Genomic DNA, 17,984 nt, shown 5'->3' on the forward strand with positions numbered 1-17,984 from the left:
GTTTTCAGATTAGCGGCCATAAAGCCGGTTAATAGTTTTATCTTTCAACGGAAAATTGAGGTTCGCGATGTCTGACGACATGAAGAATATCAAAGGTTCGTCAGCTGGCGAACAGGGTGCACTCCGCTCCATGCAGGAGGTTGCAATGAACGATCAGGATGCGAGCAAAATGTTGCGTACGTACAACATCGCCTGGTGGGGCAACAACTATTACGACGTTAACGAACTGGGCCACATCAGTGTCTGCCCCGATCCGGATCGTCCGGACGTGCGCGTCGACTTAGCCCGCCTGGTTAAAGAGCGCGAAGCACAGGGCCAGCGTCTGCCCGCCTTGTTCTGCTTCCCACAGATTCTGCAGCACCGTCTGCGTTCGATTAATGCCGCCTTTAAACGTGCGCGTGAATCTTACGGTTACAAAGGTGACTACTTCCTGGTTTACCCGATCAAAGTTAACCAGCACAAACGCGTCATCGAATCACTGATCCACTCTGGTGAACCGCTGGGACTGGAAGCGGGCTCGAAAGCAGAGCTGATGGCCGTGCTGGCGCACGCCGGTCAGACCCGCTCAGTGATTGTCTGTAACGGCTATAAAGACCGCGAATATATTCGTCTGGCGCTGATCGGCGAGAAGATGGGCCACAAGGTCTATCTGGTGCTGGAGAAGATGACAGAAGTGCGACTGGTGCTGGAAGAAGCGGAGCGTCTGAATGTGGTGCCGCGTCTCGGTATCCGTGCGCGTCTGGCTTCACAGGGCTCCGGTAAATGGCAGTCGAGCGGCGGCGAAAAGTCGAAGTTTGGCCTGTCTGCAACGCAGGTGCTGAAGCTGGTTGAGATCATGCGCGAAGCGGGTCGCATCGACAGCCTGCAGCTGCTGCATTTCCATCTGGGTTCGCAGATGTCCAACATCCGCGACATCGCTACCGGCGTGCGTGAGTCGGCACGTTTCTACGTCGAACTGGCGAAGCTGGGCGTTAACATCAAATGCTTCGATGTCGGCGGCGGTCTGGGCGTCGATTACGAAGGAACGCGCTCGCAGTCTGACTGCTCGGTCAACTATGGCCTGAATGAGTACGCCAACAACGTGATCTGGGCGATTGGTGCGGCCTGTGATGAGCACGGTCTGGAGCATCCGACGGTGATTACCGAGTCGGGTCGTGCCGTGACCGCGCACCACACGGTGCTGGTCTCCAACATCATTGGTGTAGAGCGCAACGAGTTCAGCGAACCTGAAACGCCGGATGCGGATGCGCCGCGCCCGATCCTCAGCATGTGGGAAACCTGGCAGGAGATGCACGAGCCAAGCACCCGCCGTTCGCTGCGTGAATGGCTGCACGACAGCCAGATGGATCTGTTTGATATCCATACCGGCTACTCGTCCGGTACCTACGATCTTAAACAGCGTTCATGGGCTGAGCAGCTCTATCTGAGCATCTGCCACTATATTCAGCAGCATCTCGATCCCAGCAACCGTGCGCACCGTCCGATCATCGACGAACTGCAGGAGCGGATGGCGGATAAGATCTACGTTAACTTCTCGCTGTTCCAGTCGATGCCGGATGCGTGGGGTATCGATCAGCTGTTCCCGGTACTGCCGCTCGAAGGGCTGAACAAGAAGCCGGAGCGCCGCGCCGTGCTGCTCGACATCACCTGTGACTCCGATGGCACCATCGATCACTACGTGGATGGCGACGGTATCGCGACCACCATGCCGATGCCGGAATATGACCTGGATAACCCGCCAATGCTGGGCTTCTTCATGGTCGGTGCTTATCAGGAAATCCTGGGCAACATGCACAACCTGTTCGGTGACACCGAAGCGGTGGATGTCTACGCACGTGAAAATGGCGATGTGGAAGTCCAGCTCTCCGATGAAGGCGACACCGTGGCGGACATGCTGCGCTACGTGCAGCTTGATCCCAACGAGCTGATGGCGCTGTTCCGCAATCAGGTGCAGGCGTCCGATCTTGACGAAGAGCTGCGCGCGCAGTTCCTGGAAGAGTTTGAGAGCGGCCTCTACGGATACACCTATTTAGAAGATGAATAATCGGCTCTGGCAGCCCGCAATCGTATATTGCAGTTGCCGTTAACTATGTCGATAATCTGACTCACTCAATCCCTTCCTCGTCGGGCCTAACGACGCGGAGGGGATTTTTTTATCTCAGCCTTAATGGTTTGCGGGCCTGGCCCGACTTACGCACATAGAGAGAGCAATTATGTATAACACTCTTGGCAATCAGTACGACAATTCCCTGGTTTCTAACGCCTTTGGCTTCATGCGTTTTCCGCTGAATTTCCAGCCTTACGACAGCGACGCCGAGTGGGTTATCACCGGTGTGCCGTTTGATGCTGCAACCTCGGGTCGTCCGGGCAGCCGCCTGGGCCCTGGCGCCATTCGTCAGATCTCCACCAATCTGGCCTGGGAATGCTGCCGCTGGCCGTGGGATTTCGACCTGCGTCAGCGTCTGAACGTCGTCGACTGCGGCGATCTGGTTTATGCGTTCGGTGACTCGCAGGATCTCTCTGACAAATTACAGGCCCACGCGGAAAAATTGCTGGCCAATGGCAAGCGCATGATGACTTTTGGCGGCGACCACTACGTTACGCTGCCACTGCTGCGCGCCCATGCGAAACATTTCGGCAAGATGGCGCTGGTGCATTTCGATGCGCATACCGACACTTACTCCAATGGCCCGACTTTCGACCACGGCACCATGTTCTTCACCGCGCCGAAAGAAGGCCTTATCGATCCACAGCACTCTGTGCAGATCGGTATCCGTACCGAATTCGACAAGAGCCTGGGCTTTAACGTGCTGGATGCGGCGCAGGTCAACGACCGTAGCGTTGACGATATCCTTGCCGAAGTGAAACGCACCGTCGGCGATCTGCCGATCTATCTGACCTTCGACATTGACTGTCTGGATCCGGCGCATGCGCCTGGCACCGGCACGCCGGTCATTGGCGGCCTGACCACCGATAAAGCGACCAAGCTGATCCGTGGCCTGCAGGGCATGAACATTGTCGGCATGGATCTGGTGGAAGTGGCACCGGGTTACGATCACGCTGATCTGACGGCACTGGCGGCGGCGACGCTGGCGCTGGATATGCTGCATGTTCAGGCTGCGAACAAAGGCTAATCCCGTCCTAAGCCTGCCGGGTCAATCCGGCAGGCTTTGCGCCGCCACCTGAAGCGGCGCAATGCCAGTAACGATCTCCATCCGCTTTCCCCCTCCGGATTTTTCTCCCCTTGTGATAGCGCACGCGCCTCAGGCGTAACCACGCATCAGCAACTAAACTGACTGATATCAATTCTCAACGTGGAGACAATCATGGGCTTTCTTGATGAACTGGCGGGATCGCTGCAGGGCAATCAGAGTGAAGGGCATCTGCCCGGACAGTTGCAGGCAGTCTGGCACTGGGTGCAGGAGCAGGGCGGCATTGAAGTGCTGCTGCAAAAATTCCAGCAGGGCGGGCTGGGCGAGGTGTTTGGTTCGTGGATCGGCACCGGGGCTAATCAGCCGGTAGAACACAGCGACATCCACTCTGCGTTTGGTCAGGCTGAGTTGCAGTCACTGGCAGATAAGCTGGGAACCGACGTTAAGGGCGCAGCGGGCACGCTGGCGGTTATTCTGCCGCAGCTGATCGACAAGATGTCACCTCAGGGGCATATGGATGAAGCATCGCTGCACGAGAACAAACTCGATTTAGGTTCGATGGTGGATCAGATATTCAAACGTTAGGTCTGTGATGCTGAACTGACACGTTTTACAGGCGCATGCACCGCGCATGCGCCTGGGTTATGCGTTACTTCGCGTCAGCTGCGATACGCTCACGGATGTGCGCGGCGCGTGCTTCAGAAGCCGGGTGCGAGTCAAACATTGAGCTCTGACGTCCCTGTTCCAGCTTTGCCAGTTTTTCGAAGCTGGTCACCAGACCCTCTGGATTGATGTTGCGCTTCTTCATCAAATCGTAGGAGTAGTCATCCGCCTGCGATTCCTGCGTCTGGGAGAACTGCGCATTGACCAGCTTTTCACCCATTTCACCCAGCTGCGACTGTGACAGTGAACCGATCACACCGCCCACAGAGGCCGCTGCCGTGCGGGCTGCGGTCGTGGCATATGCCACCTGCATCGCTTTACGCGTATGGCCTAACGCCACGTGGCCCATCTCATGGCCCAGCACGCCTTCCACTTCATTGTCGGTCATCATATCCATCAGGCCGCTGTAAACGCGGATACAGCCGTTTGCCATTGCCCAGGCGTTGACGTCTTTGGTCTGATAAACCTTGTAGTTCGCGGGAACGCCGTTGATGTTGTCGCCCAGCGCGGCGGCAATCTTGTTCAGACGCTGCTGATACTCACTGTTAGCGGGCGCAATCTGATTATCTTTGTCCATCTGCTCACAGGATTTGTCGCTCAGAAGCTTTACCTGATCGTCGCTCAGGGAATAAGCCTGATACGCCTGCGCGCCCGACTGCATCAGCGCATTATTGTCTAAACCCTGACAGCCGCTGAGCAGCGTCGTCAGACCCAGTGCTAACACCATTTTTTTGATTTTCATGCTGTATCCCATCCATAACAAGGTAAGAAAAACAAACACCTGAAACTCAGTCAGGTGAATAAACGATTTGGTTATAGCGTGCCAGTCTGCACTTTGCTAGCAGAGTTGGCCGGAAAAGCCATACGAAGCGGTTACATTTAGCGTTTTACAACATGTACTTTTGACCCGATTTTCATGTACATTGATTGGCAACTTTTTCCTTGTTTTGCCCGGTAACTCATTAATAACAATAAGTTAAGGTGCGAAGCATTAATCCGACCTGGAGTAGAAAATGCCCTCTCGTAAAGAGCTTGCCAACGCCATTCGTGCGTTAAGTATGGATGCAGTACAGAAAGCGAAATCGGGACATCCGGGTGCCCCTATGGGCATGGCGGACATCGCTGAAGTACTCTGGCGCGGCTACCTGAACCACAACCCAACCAACCCGCTGTGGGCCGACCGCGACCGTTTCGTGCTTTCTAACGGTCACGGCTCCATGCTGATCTACAGCCTGCTGCACCTGACCGGCTACGATCTGCCAATGAGCGAACTGGAAAACTTCCGCCAGCTGCACTCTAAAACTCCAGGTCACCCTGAATATGGTTACACCGTGGGCGTTGAAACCACTACTGGTCCGCTGGGGCAGGGCATCGCGAACGCCGTCGGCTTCGCCATTGCTGAGCGCACGCTGGCTGCACAGTTCAACCGTCCGGGTCATGACATCGTAGACCACAACACCTATGTCTTCATGGGTGATGGCTGCATGATGGAAGGTATCTCGCACGAAGTCTGCTCTCTGGCGGGTACGCTGAAGCTGGGCAAACTGGTTGCGTTCTATGATGACAACGGTATCTCTATCGACGGTCACATCGATGGCTGGTTCACCGATGACACCGCTAAGCGCTTTGAAGCGTACGGCTGGCACGTGGTGCGCGGCGTGGATGGTCACGATGCAGATGCCATTTCTAAAGCGATCGACGAAGCGAAGAGCGTCAGCGACAAGCCTTCACTGCTGATGTGCAAAACCGTTATCGGCTTCGGTTCACCCAACAAAGCGGGCACCCATGATTCACACGGCGCACCGCTGGGTGATGACGAAGTGGCACTGACCCGCAAACAGCTGGGCTGGAACTACGCACCGTTCGTTATTCCTTCTGACATCTACGCTGAGTGGGACGCGAAAGAAGCAGGCAAGGCGAAAGAAGCAGCATGGGATGAGAAATTCGCTGCCTATGCGCAGGCACATCCTGAACTGGCTGCGGAATTCAAACGTCGCGTGAGCAACGAACTGCCTGCTAACTGGCATGAAGAGTCTCAGAAATTCGTTGAGCAGCTGCAGGCGAACCCGGCGAAGATCGCCAGCCGTAAAGCCTCTCAGAATGCTATCGAAGCCTTTGGTAAAATCCTGCCGGAATATCTGGGCGGCTCAGCCGACCTGGCACCGAGCAACCTGACTATCTGGTCTGGCTCTAAGCCAATCAACGAAGATGCGGCAGGCAACTACATCCATTACGGCGTGCGCGAGTTCGGTATGACCGCCATCGCCAATGGTCTGGCGCTGCACGGCGGCTTCCTGCCTTACACCGCCACCTTCCTGATGTTCGTTGAATATGCGCGTAACGCAGCGCGCATGGCGGCACTGATGAAGATCCGTCAGATCATGGTCTACACCCACGACTCTATCGGTCTGGGCGAAGATGGCCCGACGCATCAGCCTGTTGAGCAGATGGCGAGCCTGCGCACCACACCAAACATGAGCCTGTGGCGTCCATGTGACCAGGTTGAATCCGCCGTTGCGTGGAAATATGCCATCGAACGTCAGGATGGCCCGACGGCGCTGATCTTCTCCCGTCAGAACCTGGCGCAGCAGGAACGTGACACCACGCAGCTGGCTAATGTGACGCGCGGTGGTTACGTGCTGAAAGATTGCAATGGTACGCCTGAGCTGATCCTGATCGCGACCGGTTCAGAAGTTGAACTGGCTGTGGGTGCCTGGGACAAACTCACCAGCGAAGGCCGCAAAGTACGCGTGGTCTCTATGCCGTCAACAGATGCATTCGACAAGCAGAGCGATGAGTACCGTGAATCTGTGCTGCCAAAAGCGGTCAGCGCGCGCGTGGCTATCGAAGCGGGCATTGCTGATTACTGGTTCAAATACACCGGCCTGAACGGCGCTATCGTGGGTATGACCAGCTTCGGTGAATCTGCTCCTGCGGATCAGCTGTTCGAGCTGTTTGGCTTTACCGTCGACAACGTGGTCGCAAAAGCGAAAGCGCTGCTGGCGTAAAAACCGGCCAGGCGGGTCTGCTCCCGTCTGGCAGTGAAATTAAAGGGACGAGCCATTCGTCCCTTTTGCTTTTTTATTCCTGCAGTAATAAACGTTTCAGGCTTATTTTTGTGACGCAGATCCAAATTTAAGCAGTCAGATTGATCGCAATCATTCCTGTTATTCCTTCCTTCTATTATTCTGGCTGAACCGTTTCAGTCGCCGGACAAACCGCCCTGATTTCGGACAATGCCGGGTAAGAATCTCCTGTACAAAGTGCAGTGAAACGCTCAGGCTAACGGCACGTTTTTTTCAGTCTGACGTGGCAGGAGAGAAATGACGGTACGGGTAGCGATAAATGGTTTTGGCCGGATTGGACGCAACGTCCTGCGCGCGCTCTATGAGACGGGCCGACGAGCAGAGATCACCGTGGTCGCGATTAACGAGCTGGCAGAAGCCACCGGTATGGCGCACCTGCTGAAATACGATACCAGCCATGGCCGCTTTGCTTTCGATGTCCGCCAGGAGCGCGATGTCATGTGGGTAGGGGGCGATACCCTGCGCATTCTGCACCGTGCAGACATAGCCGATTTGCCGTGGCGTGAACTCGACGTGGATGTGGTGCTGGACTGCACCGGCGTCTATGGCTCGCGGGCTGATGGCGAAGCCCATCTGCAGGCGGGTGCTAAAAAAGTTCTGTTCTCCCATCCCGGCGGAAACGATCTCGACGCCACCGTTGTGTACGGCGTTAACGAGCAGTATCTGACCGCCAGCGACCGCATCGTTTCCAACGCTTCCTGTACCACGAACTGCATTATCCCGGTCATTAAATTGCTGGATGATGAGTTTGGTATCGAATCCGGCACCGTCACCACGATCCACTCGGCGATGCACGATCAGCAGGTGATCGACGCCTATCACAGCGATCTGCGCCGCACCCGCGCCGCCAGTCAGTCGATCATCCCGGTGGATACCCGTCTGGCGGCAGGCATTACCCGTATTTTTCCGAAATTCAACGATCGCTTTGAGGCGATAGCCGTTCGCGTCCCGACGATTAACGTGACGGCCATTGATCTCAGCGTTTCTGTGCATAACGCGGTAACGGCGGGTGACGTTAACACCTTGTTGCGAAGCGCGGCAGAAGGGGCATTTCGTGGTATAGTTGACTACACGGAATTACCGTTAGTCTCAGTAGATTTTAACCATGATCCGCACAGTGCCATTGTGGACGGAACACAAACGCGGGTCAGCGGTCAACACCTTATCAAGACACTGGTCTGGTGTGACAATGAATGGGGCTTTGCTAACCGAATGCTCGACACGACGTTAGCGATGGCCGCAAGCGGTTTCAGGTAAGACGCGGTTTGCGTCTGGCAAAACTTATGAGAATCAACGAGAGGATTCACCATGTCTGTAATTAAGATGACCGATCTGGATCTGGCTGGTAAACGCGTTCTGATCCGTTCCGATCTGAACGTACCAGTTAAAGAAGGTAAAGTGACGTCTGATGCACGTATCCGTGCTTCTCTGCCAACCATTGAAGCGGCGTTGAAACAGGGCGCGAAAGTAATGGTTACCTCTCACCTGGGTCGTCCGACCGAAGGTGAATACAATGAAGAGTTCTCGCTGCTGCCGGTAGTTAATTACCTGAAAGACAAGCTGAGCGGCACCAAAGTGACCCTGGCAAAAGATTACCTCGACGGCGTTGAAGTTGGCGCTGGCGAACTGGTAGTGCTGGAAAACGTTCGCTTTAACAAAGGCGAAAAGAAAGATGACGAAGCACTGTCTAAAAAATACGCTGCCCTGTGCGACGTATTCGTGATGGACGCGTTTGGTACTGCGCACCGTGCGCAGGCTTCTACTCACGGCGTTGGCAAATTTTCTCCTATCGCCTGTGCCGGTCCGCTGCTCTCTGCAGAACTGGAAGCGCTGGGTAAAGTCATGAGCAACCCTGAGCGTCCACTGGTGGCTGTGGTCGGCGGTTCTAAAGTCTCTACCAAATTTGACGTGCTGCAGTCTCTGGTCAAAATCGCGGACACCGTGATTGTGGGCGGCGGCATCGCGAACACCTTCGTGGCTATCGACAACAATGTCGGTAAATCACTCTATGAACCAGACTTCGTTGAAGCGGCTAAAGGCCTGCGCGATCAGCACGGTATCCCGGTTCCAACTGACTCACGTGTCGGCACAGAATTCTCTGAAACTGCGCCAGCGACCGTGAAAAAGGTTTCGGAAGTGGCGGATAACGAAGAGATTATGGACTTCGGCGATGAAACCGCTCAGGCCATGGCTGCTATCCTGAAGGATGCTAAAACCATCCTGTGGAACGGCCCGGTAGGCGTGTTTGAATTCCCTAACTTCCGTAAAGGCACCGAGATCGTGGCTAACGCCATTGCAGACAGCGATGCCTTCTCTGTTGCAGGCGGCGGCGATACCTTAGCGGCTATCGACCTGTTCGGCATCGAAGACAAAATTTCCTACATCTCTACCGGCGGCGGCGCGTTCCTTGAGTTCGTGGAAGGTAAAACACTGCCTGCAGTTGCCATGCTGGAAGAGCGTGCGAAGCAGTAATCCTTTGGGGGCGATGCCACACGGCATCGCCTGAAGTCTTGCCCGTCAGGGCGTTTAAATCGACGTTCCTCAAGGGGAACAACGGTCACGAAACAGGACACAATCATGTCTAAAATTTTTGATTTCGTAAAACCCGGCGTTGTCACTGGTGATGACGTACAGAAGATCTTCAAAGTTGCGAAAGAGAACAAATTCGCACTGCCAGCCGTAAACTGCGTCGGCACCGACTCTATCAATGCGGCACTGGAAGCAGCGGCGAAAGTAAAAGCGCCAATCATCATCCAGTTCTCTAACGGTGGTGCGGCATTTATCGCGGGTAAAGGCTTCAAGACTGACAAACCACAGGGCGCGGCAATCTTCGGCGCTATCGCCGGTGCACACCATGTTCACCTGATGGCAGAGCAGTATGGCGTGCCGGTTATCCTGCACACTGACCACTGCGCTAAGAAACTGCTGCCGTGGATCGACGGTCTGCTGGACGCGGGTGAAGAGTACTTCCAGAAAAACGGTAAGCCACTCTTCTCTTCTCACATGATCGACCTGTCAGAAGAGTCACTGGAAGAGAACATCGAAATCAGCAGCAAGTACCTGGCGCGCATGGCGAAACTCGACATGACACTGGAAATCGAACTGGGCTGCACCGGTGGTGAAGAAGATGGCGTTGATAACAGCCATATGGACGCCTCTGCGCTTTACACCCAGCCAGAAGATGTGAACTATGCCTACGAAAAACTGAATGCTATCAGCCCGCGCTTCACCATTGCGGCTTCATTCGGTAACGTACACGGCGTGTACAAGCCAGGTAACGTGAAACTGACCCCAACCATTCTGCGTGATTCGCAGAAATTCGTGTGTGAAAAACATGGTCTGCCGCATAACGCGCTGGACTTCGTTTTCCACGGCGGTTCAGGTTCTTCTGCTGCAGAAATCGAAGAGTCTATCAGCTACGGCGTGATCAAGATGAACATCGATACCGATACCCAATGGGCAACCTGGGACGGCATCCTGCAGTACTACAAAAAGAACGAAGGCTATCTGCAGTCGCAGCTGGGTAACCCGGAAGGCGACGACAAGCCAAACAAGAAATACTACGACCCACGCGTCTGGCTGCGTTCTGCCCAGGCCTCTATGGTCGTGCGTCTGGAGCAGGCTTTCAAAGAGCTTAACGCTGTCGACGTTCTGTAACTGACATTCTATGTATAAATAGTTTTCAGTACAAAAAAGGCCCGGAAGGGCCTTTTTTTATACCTCATTTCTGGAAAACAGAGCATAAATGCCGTGTCGTTTGGCACTCTGACTGATAATTGTTTACCCTTGGTAGCAGGGTGTCGGATGTCATCTGGCAGTTTTTTCATTCCCGGTGGGAATCTAACAACAGGGCTTATTAATGGAAGATTTACACGTCGTCGACGGATTAAATAACGCAGGTAACTGGCTGGTTCGCAATCAGGCGCTGATTATCAGCTATGCCGTGAATATCGTTGCGGCTATTGCCATCATTATCATCGGGATGATCATCGCCCGTATCATCTCCAATGCCGTGAATCGCCTGCTGCGCGCCCGTCACATCGACGCGACCGTGGCAGACTTCCTCTCTGCGCTGGTGCGCTACGGGGTTATCGCCTTCACCATTATCGCCGCACTGGGACGCATTGGCGTACAGACGGCCTCGGTAATTGCCGTACTGGGTGCCGCCGGTCTGGCCGTGGGTCTTGCCTTACAGGGTTCGCTCTCAAACCTGGCCGCAGGCGTCCTGCTGGTGACTTTCCGTCCATTCCGCACCGGCGAGTTCGTTGACCTGGGCGGCGTGATGGGAACCGTGCTGCATGTGCAGATTTTTTCTACCACACTGAGAACGGCTGACGGCAAAATCGTCGTCGTGCCTAACGGCAAGATTATCAGCGGAAACATCGTCAACTTCTCGCGAGAGCCGGTTCGCCGCAATGAATTTATCATTGGTGTGGCTTATGAAGCAGATGTGGATGAAGTGATCGCTCTACTGAAGCAGGTTGTTGAAGCCGATAGCCGCGTTCTGAAAGAGAAGGGCATCCAGATCGGTCTTAATGAACTGGCCGCGTCTTCAATGAACTTCGTGGTGCGTTGCTGGAGCAACAGTGGAGACCTGCAGGACGTCTACTGGGATCTGCTGAAGAACTTCAAGCGTGCGCTGGATGGCAAAGGAATCGGTATTCCTTATCCGCAGATGGATGTGCATTTGCATCAGAAATCCGCGCCTGAAACCACAGAAACTCAGGTACAGCCGCAGTAACCCTTTACTGGGCGGCTTCTGTCGCCCATTAATTTTGCTAATCACAGATTAATTCTTTCAATTTCCGCTAATCATCTCCTCTCATTATACTTCCCCACATCTGACCATGTGAGGACGTAATCCTGTGTTATCTCTCTACTTACAAGGGCTTGCCCTCGGTGCTGCGCTGATCCTGCCACTGGGGCCGCAAAATGCATTTGTGATGAATCAGGGCGTTAAGCGTCAATACCATCTGATGACGGCGGCACTCTGTTCGCTAAGCGATATTCTGCTGATATGCGGCGGCATCTTTGGCGGCAGCGCCTTGCTGAGCCAGTCTCCGCTGCTGCTGATGATCATCACCTGGGCGGGCGTGGCGTTTCTGTTGTGGTATGGCTGGGGTGCGCTGCGAAGCGCCTTTCGTGGCGATGCCGATCTGGCGAATGGCGAGCCGTTAAAGCAGAGCAGGGGACGCATTATCGCGACGCTGCTGGCGGTAACCTGGCTCAATCCACACGTCTATCTCGACACCTTTGTGGTGCTGGGTAGTCTTGGCGGTCAGTTGCCGACCACCACGGCGCGTCAGTGGTTTGCCCTGGGCACCATCAGCGCGTCGATCCTCTGGTTCTTCGGCCTGGCTCTGCTGGCCGCATGGCTCTCACCGCGCCTGCGAACTGCGAAAGCACAGCGCATTATTAACCTGCTGGTGGGGGCTGTGATGTGGTTTATTGCTTTGCAACTGGCGCGCCAGGGGATTGCCGGATTTTGATCTCTGCCCCGATCCAGGGCGGTAATTGCCGCGCTGAGGGCGAACTTTTGCCATAATGACCACTCAAAGCATGGCGCATACCGATGCGCTTTTGGGCTTCGCCGGTTGGAAGCCGTCATAGTGACCTTTTCAAGGAGGACTTTCATGAAACTGAAAGCATTGGCTCTGGCCGCAATCATGAGCGTCGGGGCATTGCCTGGCGTATACGCTGATGAGTTACCGAACGGACCGCACGTGGTGACCTCAGGCAAGGCAACGGTCGATGCCCGTCCCGATATCGCGACGCTCTCTATCGTAGTGAATGTGTCGTCAAAAGATGCCGCAGATGCGAAGAAGCAGGCAGATAGCCGGGTTGCACAATATTTCGATTTTCTGCAGAAAAACGGCATTGAGAAGAAAGATATCGATGCGGCCAACCTGAGCACGCAGCCAGAGTACGATTACACCAAAGAGGGTAAATCGGTACTGAAAGGCTACCGTGCGGTGCGTCAGGTGCAGGTCACGCTGCGTCAGCTGGACAAGCTGAATGATCTGCTGGACGGAGCACTGAAGTCCGGTCTGAATGAGGTGCGCAGCGTTGAGTTAGGCGTGGCAAATCCGGAAAGCTACAAAGAGCAGGCGCGTAAAGCAGCGATTAAAAACGCGACTCAGCAGGCATCAGAACTGGCTGAAGGCTTTAACGCGAAGCTGGGATCGATCTACAGCATTCGTTATCAGGTTGCCAACTATCAGCCGATGCCAATGAACCGCATGTATAAAGCGGCTGCAGCGGCAGATACCACGGCGCAGGAGACCTACGATCAGCAGAGCATCAACTTTGACGATCAGGTTGATGTGGTGTTTGAGATTAAGCCCAACACGCCATAATGCAAAACGGGGCTTTCGCCCCGTTTTTGTTTTCAGGCTGCCACGTCATCCTGACGCAGCACCCGATGTCCATGCGCAATCAGCGCATCGGTCACCCGACGCATTAACCGGCTTTCCGGCGCAAACCGATGCCAGTAGAGCATCCGCCGCTGATACAGACCCGGCGTCAAATCGATTAACTCACCGCTCGCCAGCTCACGCTCAATCTGCAGATGCGGGATCATACAGCAGGTTGAACCCTGCCGCGCCATCTGCACAAAGGCTTCAGAGGAGTTCACGATGTGGCAGGGTACGCTGCCCGGTGAAAGATCAAAGTTCTGCTGCAGGAAAGCCTGATGCATATCATCAAGATGATCAAACGCCACCGCAGGCGCTTTCAGCAGGGCTGAGCGGGTGACGCCGTTCGGGAAGAAGCGATCGGCAAAGTCGCGTGACGCCACAAACAGGTAGTCGAGCGCGCCGAGCTGATCCACCAGGCAACTGGGCAGCGGCTGCGGCTGAATACTCACCGCACCCACCACTTCACCCCGACGCAGACGCTCCTGGGTGCGGGTTTCATCTTCGACCTGCAGATTCAGGCGGACGGGGGAGTCTGCCAGCACATCTTTCAGCGCAGGCAGCAGCCAGGTCGCCAGACTGTCGGCGTTGACCGCCAGCGACAGCAGCAGCGGCGTGGTGCCACTGTTCTCATCGCCCAGCCACTCCTCTTCCAGCAGCTCAACCTGATGCAGCAAAGCCAGCAGTTTCTGACCCTGTTCGGTCGGACGCGGCGGCACGGTACGCACCAGCAGCGGCTGCCCAAACAGGTTCTCCAGCTGCTTGATACGCTGTGAAACTGCCGACTGGGTGATACACAATTTTTGTGCGGCACGTTCAAATCCGCGTTCGCGGATCACTGAATCCAGCGCCTGAAGCGTTCGATAATCCGGGCGTTTCATTATTCTTCTCTCTCCTTCAGGGTGGACGTCACTATGCCACAAAAGTGTCACCTGTGATGGCTCTCTTGTTTTTTGTGGGCTGGCTTCCAAAGCGATAAATCCACGTCGGTCAGCCGAGCATTTTCAGCAAGCCTTGTTTTATACTACGCGCACTTCGTTGTCGCACAGGTTTTAAACATACCATGACCCAGGATGAACTGAAAAAAGCCGTTGGCTGGGCTGCACTTGAGTACGTGCAGCCGGGCACCATTGTTGGCGTAGGCACAGGATCCACCGCTGCTCACTTTATCGATGCGCTTGCCACGGTCAGGCATCAGATCGACGGTGCCGTCTCCAGCTCAGATGCCTCCACCCAGAAGCTGAAAAGCCTGGGCATTCAGGTGTTCGACCTGAACGAGATTGACGTGCTGTCGGTGTACGTTGATGGCGCGGATGAGATCAACCCGCAGATGCAAATGATCAAAGGCGGCGGTGCAGCGCTGACGCGTGAAAAGATCGTGGCTGCAGTGGCTGAGACCTTTATCTGTATCGCTGACGCCTCAAAAGAGGTGGATGTGCTGGGCCGTTTCCCGCTGCCGGTTGAAGTGATTCCGATGGCGCGCAGCTATGTAGCGCGCCAACTGGTGAAAATGGGCGGCTTACCTGAGTATCGTCAGAACGTGGTCACGGATAACGGCAACATTATTCTCGATGTGCATAATCTCCGCATTCTCGATCCGATTGAGCTGGAAAAAACCATCAACGCCTTGCCTGGCGTAGTCACCGTCGGACTTTTTGCCGCGCGTGGAGCCGATATCGCACTGATTGGTGGGCCTGATGGTGTGAAAACCATCAAAAAATGATCTGTCTGGCGCTGTAACGGCGCCGGTTATTTCTGCCTGCAAATCATCTTTTCTCACACCGGTGAAATTTGGTGACTTATGTCACATAAGCGTCATCGGCAGTGGGTTCGTTCTCTCATCTTCGCCGACCTCATGATTTTGTCCGGCAATGTGCGGCTGTCAGCCGTTGCCGTGCTGGCTGCCGGGCAATCGTTTGTATTGCCGGACGCGATTTTTTTGATATTTTGACAGAAGGCTGGCTTATGGTAGTCCTCATTGAATGCTGAATAGGATCGGGAAATGGCAAAGGTATCACTGGAAAAAGATAAGATTAAGTTCCTGCTGGTGGAAGGTGTGCATCAGAGCGCGCTGGAAAACCTGCGGGCTGCAGGCTATACCAACATCGAATTCCACAAGGGCGCGCTGGACTCTGACGCGTTAAAAGCATCAATCCGCGATGCGCACTTCATTGGTATCCGTTCCCGCTCCCAGCTTACTGAAGAGATTTTTGCGGCGGCTGAAAAGCTGGTCGCTGTTGGCTGTTTCTGTATCGGCACCAACCAGGTTGATCTGCAGGCCGCTGCCAGCCGGGGGATTCCGGTATTCAATGCGCCGTTCTCGAATACCCGCTCCGTTGCGGAGCTGGTGATTGGTGAGATGCTGCTGATGCTGCGTGGCATCCCCGAAGCGAATGCGAAAGCGCACCGTGGTATCTGGAATAAGATTGCCAAAGGCTCATTTGAAGCGCGTGGTAAAAAGCTGGGTATCATCGGTTACGGTCATATCGGGATGCAGCTGGGCGTGCTGGCAGAAAGCCTGGGTATGCATGTTTTCTTTTACGACATTGAAAACAAGCTGCCGCTGGGTAATGCCACGCAGGTACGCCATCTGGCAGACCTGCTCAACATGAGCGACGTTGTTAGCCTGCACGTGCCGGAAACCGCTTCTACACAGGATATGATCGGTGCAGAGCAGCTGGCGCAGATGAAGCCAGGTGCACTGCTGATTAACGCCTCACGTGGTACCGTGGTCGATATCCCGGCGCTGTGCGATGCGCTGGCCAGCAAGCATGTGGGTGGCGCAGCCATCGACGTCTTCCCGACCGAGCCAGCCACCAACAGCGAGCCGTTTATCTCTCCACTGAGTGAGTTCGACAACGTGATCCTGACGCCGCACATTGGCGGATCGACGGAAGAAGCGCAGGAGAATATCGGGATTGAAGTGGCGGGCAAGCTGGCGAAATATTCCGATAACGGCTCGACTCTCTCGGCGGTTAACTTCCCGGAAGTATCACTGCCGATTCACGGTATCAGCGCCAGTCGTCTGCTGCATATCCATGAGAACCGTCCAGGCGTGCTGACGGCCATCAACCAGATTTTCGCAGAGCAGGGCATCAACATCGCCGCACAGTATCTGCAAACCTCGCCGTTTATGGGTTATGTGGTTATCGATATTGATGCAGAGCCAGAAGTGACAGAGAACGCACTGCAGCTGATGAAGGCGATTCCGGGCACTATCCGCGCTCGTTTGCTTTACTAAGGGGATCTTTACAGCCTGTAGCGTTTAGTGGCGCTACAGGCTATTGAGAAACCTGAGTCTGGTAAATATGACCGTGTTTCCTGCGCTGGCTCGATCTCACCGCTAACAGGGCAGAATTGCCAGCAATCTCAGGCGATTCACTACGCTTGTTTCTTAACAATTCTACTCCCACTGCCAGAGCTTTGACGGGGTCATCACTGCCGGTAAAGGCACATCCCATTCCGCAACCGGCAAGCGATCGACCTGCTGACAATCGTGTGCCAGACCGACCGGCAAAAAACCGTGCTGTCGCCAGTTCTGCAGGGTGCGATCGTAGAAGCCACCACCCATCCCCAGTCGCTGCCCATGCTGATCAAACGCCACCAGCGGCACTATCATCAGATCCAGCTGATCAAGCGTGATCAACTGCCGGATATCCAGCGGCGGTTCAGGAATACGTAGTTTATTGGTGTGCAATGGGGTATCGGGCGAGTAGCGCAGAAACAGTAAATTACCGGGCGAAAAGGGGTGCAAAACCGGCAGATAGACGGCTTTCTTCATATGCCAGAGCCTGGCAATCAGCGGACGGGTATTCAGCTCACCATCAACCGACAAAAAGAGTGCAATATTGCGCGCGGCAGTAATCGGAGCGTAGTTAAGGGCGAGTTCAGCGAGTTGCTCGGCCGCCTGGGCCTGCTGGTCATCAGTCATCGCACGACGCAAATGGCGTACCTGCTGACGGATAACCTGACGCTGTATCATTGAAGGATGTTCAGACATAATTTCCCCGCCGGATAAGTCGCTGAACAGCGACTATAACATGTCGGTATGGGGAAGAAAGCAGGACTACAGGAAGAGAGATCTCCGAGATGCCGCCGTAGGCTGTAACCCTTGAACCCTTGGTTCAAGGTGAACATGCCGTCATAACCATCAGGCTTCTCGGACGAACCGAGCATGCACACAGGTTACGAGCGTCACATTCTGTTTTTTCGAAATATCGGCTCAGGGGACTGGCCCACATGCAAACATCTCAGAGAAAATTTACCTCACCGTTACTTTGAGTATAGCAACCATGAAGTTTTATTCGAACTTCGCACCCTCACGATCAGAGATACGACCCTGCTCAACTAATGCCTGTTCAATCGTCTGCTGCAACATACGGATACGCTGTTCCATATTAGCAGCATAATCGCGCGTTTTCACTTTCTCTTGCGCCAGCTCGTGGCAGACGTTTAACGCGGCGATGAACACCAGTTGTTCTGTATTGGTGACTCTAGTGCGAACTTTTAGATCTTGCAACCGTTGATTGAGATCTTCAGCCGCGCTATTGAGCGCATCTTGCTGCTCTGGCGGACAATTCACTCTCAACGAACGACCAAAAATTTGTAAATCTACCGGTTGTGCAGACATGCCACCTTCCTGACTGATTACTTCGCACGCAACTCCCTTA

16 protein-coding genes and 1 other RNA gene are annotated in these 17,984 nt (G+C 54.6%); 12 read left to right on the top strand and 5 right to left on the bottom strand.

The features are described 5' to 3' along the window. The first annotated feature begins 67 nt into the window (after positions 1-67). The 3 genes from speA to ACN1CO_RS18350 all read left to right on the top strand — a co-directional run bounded on the left by speA (position 68) and on the right by ACN1CO_RS18350 (position 3,737). Positions 68-2,044 carry a biosynthetic arginine decarboxylase gene (gene speA / locus ACN1CO_RS18340; protein WP_090965877.1) on the top strand — a complete coding sequence of 659 codons (1,977 nt, stop codon included), beginning with the start codon at positions 68-70 and terminating at the stop codon, positions 2,042-2,044. 169 nt (positions 2,045-2,213) lie between these two features. Continuing rightward, on the top strand, positions 2,214-3,134 hold the full coding sequence (speB, locus tag ACN1CO_RS18345; RefSeq protein ID WP_419140179.1) for an agmatinase: 921 nt from the start codon (positions 2,214-2,216) through the stop codon (positions 3,132-3,134). A 192-nt stretch (positions 3,135-3,326) separates the two neighbouring features. Then, complete coding sequence (locus ACN1CO_RS18350) at positions 3,327-3,737, top strand: YidB family protein (protein ID WP_419140180.1); 411 nt, start codon at positions 3,327-3,329, stop codon at positions 3,735-3,737. A 64-nt stretch (positions 3,738-3,801) separates the two neighbouring features. Here ACN1CO_RS18350 and ACN1CO_RS18355 read toward each other — a convergent pair whose 3' ends face one another. Further along, positions 3,802-4,557: a M48 family metallopeptidase gene (locus ACN1CO_RS18355; protein ID WP_419140181.1), complete on the bottom strand. Its 756-nt coding sequence runs from the start codon at positions 4,555-4,557 to the stop codon at positions 3,802-3,804. Positions 4,558-4,828: 271 nt separating this feature from the next. Here ACN1CO_RS18355 and tkt point away from each other — a divergent pair, with 271 nt between their 5' ends. The 7 genes from tkt to ACN1CO_RS18390 all read left to right on the top strand — a co-directional run bounded on the left by tkt (position 4,829) and on the right by ACN1CO_RS18390 (position 13,257). Continuing rightward, positions 4,829-6,823, top strand: coding sequence for a transketolase (gene tkt / locus ACN1CO_RS18360; RefSeq protein WP_419140182.1), 1,995 nt, complete (start codon positions 4,829-4,831; stop codon positions 6,821-6,823). A 315-nt stretch (positions 6,824-7,138) separates the two neighbouring features. Next, positions 7,139-8,158, top strand: a complete 1,020-nt coding sequence (gene epd, locus ACN1CO_RS18365; RefSeq protein ID WP_419140183.1) for an erythrose-4-phosphate dehydrogenase — start codon at positions 7,139-7,141, stop codon at positions 8,156-8,158. A 51-nt stretch (positions 8,159-8,209) separates the two neighbouring features. Further along, positions 8,210-9,373, top strand: coding sequence for a phosphoglycerate kinase (gene pgk / locus ACN1CO_RS18370; RefSeq protein WP_419140184.1), 1,164 nt, complete (start codon positions 8,210-8,212; stop codon positions 9,371-9,373). Positions 9,374-9,478: 105 nt separating this feature from the next. Further along, a complete protein-coding gene (gene fbaA, locus ACN1CO_RS18375; protein ID WP_003852838.1) occupies positions 9,479-10,558 on the top strand; it encodes a class II fructose-bisphosphate aldolase in 1,080 nt (359 codons plus the stop codon). Positions 10,559-10,760: 202 nt separating this feature from the next. Then, entirely contained in the window at positions 10,761-11,642 is an 882-nt protein-coding gene (gene mscS / locus ACN1CO_RS18380; protein ID WP_419140185.1) for a small-conductance mechanosensitive channel MscS, read from the top strand. A 124-nt stretch (positions 11,643-11,766) separates the two neighbouring features. Then, entirely contained in the window at positions 11,767-12,390 is a 624-nt protein-coding gene (gene argO, locus ACN1CO_RS18385; protein WP_419140186.1) for an arginine exporter ArgO, read from the top strand. A 144-nt stretch (positions 12,391-12,534) separates the two neighbouring features. Continuing rightward, complete coding sequence (locus ACN1CO_RS18390) at positions 12,535-13,257, top strand: oxidative stress defense protein (RefSeq protein ID WP_419140187.1); 723 nt, start codon at positions 12,535-12,537, stop codon at positions 13,255-13,257. Positions 13,258-13,289: 32 nt separating this feature from the next. Here the strand turns inward: ACN1CO_RS18390 and ACN1CO_RS18395 are convergent, their stop codons facing one another. Continuing rightward, positions 13,290-14,195, bottom strand: a complete 906-nt coding sequence (locus ACN1CO_RS18395) for a LysR family transcriptional regulator ArgP (RefSeq protein WP_009087111.1) — start codon at positions 14,193-14,195, stop codon at positions 13,290-13,292. A gap of 182 nt (positions 14,196-14,377) precedes the next feature. Between ACN1CO_RS18395 and rpiA the strand changes: the two genes are divergently transcribed. Together rpiA and serA are read left to right on the top strand one after the other, a co-directional pair. Continuing rightward, positions 14,378-15,037 (top strand): ribose-5-phosphate isomerase RpiA, encoded by a 660-nt coding sequence (rpiA, locus tag ACN1CO_RS18400; RefSeq protein WP_419140188.1) that lies wholly within the window; start codon positions 14,378-14,380, stop codon positions 15,035-15,037. 279 nt (positions 15,038-15,316) lie between these two features. Further along, positions 15,317-16,555: a phosphoglycerate dehydrogenase gene (gene serA, locus ACN1CO_RS18405; RefSeq protein WP_419140189.1), complete on the top strand. Its 1,239-nt coding sequence runs from the start codon at positions 15,317-15,319 to the stop codon at positions 16,553-16,555. Between the two features lie 162 nt (positions 16,556-16,717). Here serA and ACN1CO_RS18410 read toward each other — a convergent pair whose 3' ends face one another. The 3 genes from ACN1CO_RS18410 to zapA form a co-directional block, all read right to left on the bottom strand. Then, on the bottom strand, positions 16,718-17,314 hold the full coding sequence (locus ACN1CO_RS18410) for a 5-formyltetrahydrofolate cyclo-ligase (protein ID WP_419140190.1): 597 nt from the start codon (positions 17,312-17,314) through the stop codon (positions 16,718-16,720). A gap of 77 nt (positions 17,315-17,391) precedes the next feature. After that, positions 17,392-17,574: non-coding RNA, 6S RNA (gene ssrS / locus ACN1CO_RS18415), on the bottom strand. 40 nt (positions 17,575-17,614) lie between these two features. Next, complete coding sequence (zapA, locus tag ACN1CO_RS18420; protein ID WP_090965854.1) at positions 17,615-17,944, bottom strand: cell division protein ZapA; 330 nt, start codon at positions 17,942-17,944, stop codon at positions 17,615-17,617. Positions 17,945-17,984 lie beyond the last annotated feature (40 nt).

The organism is Pantoea sp. R13S299, assembly GCF_048515925.1.
GTDB lineage: Bacteria > Pseudomonadota > Gammaproteobacteria > Enterobacterales > Enterobacteriaceae > Pantoea.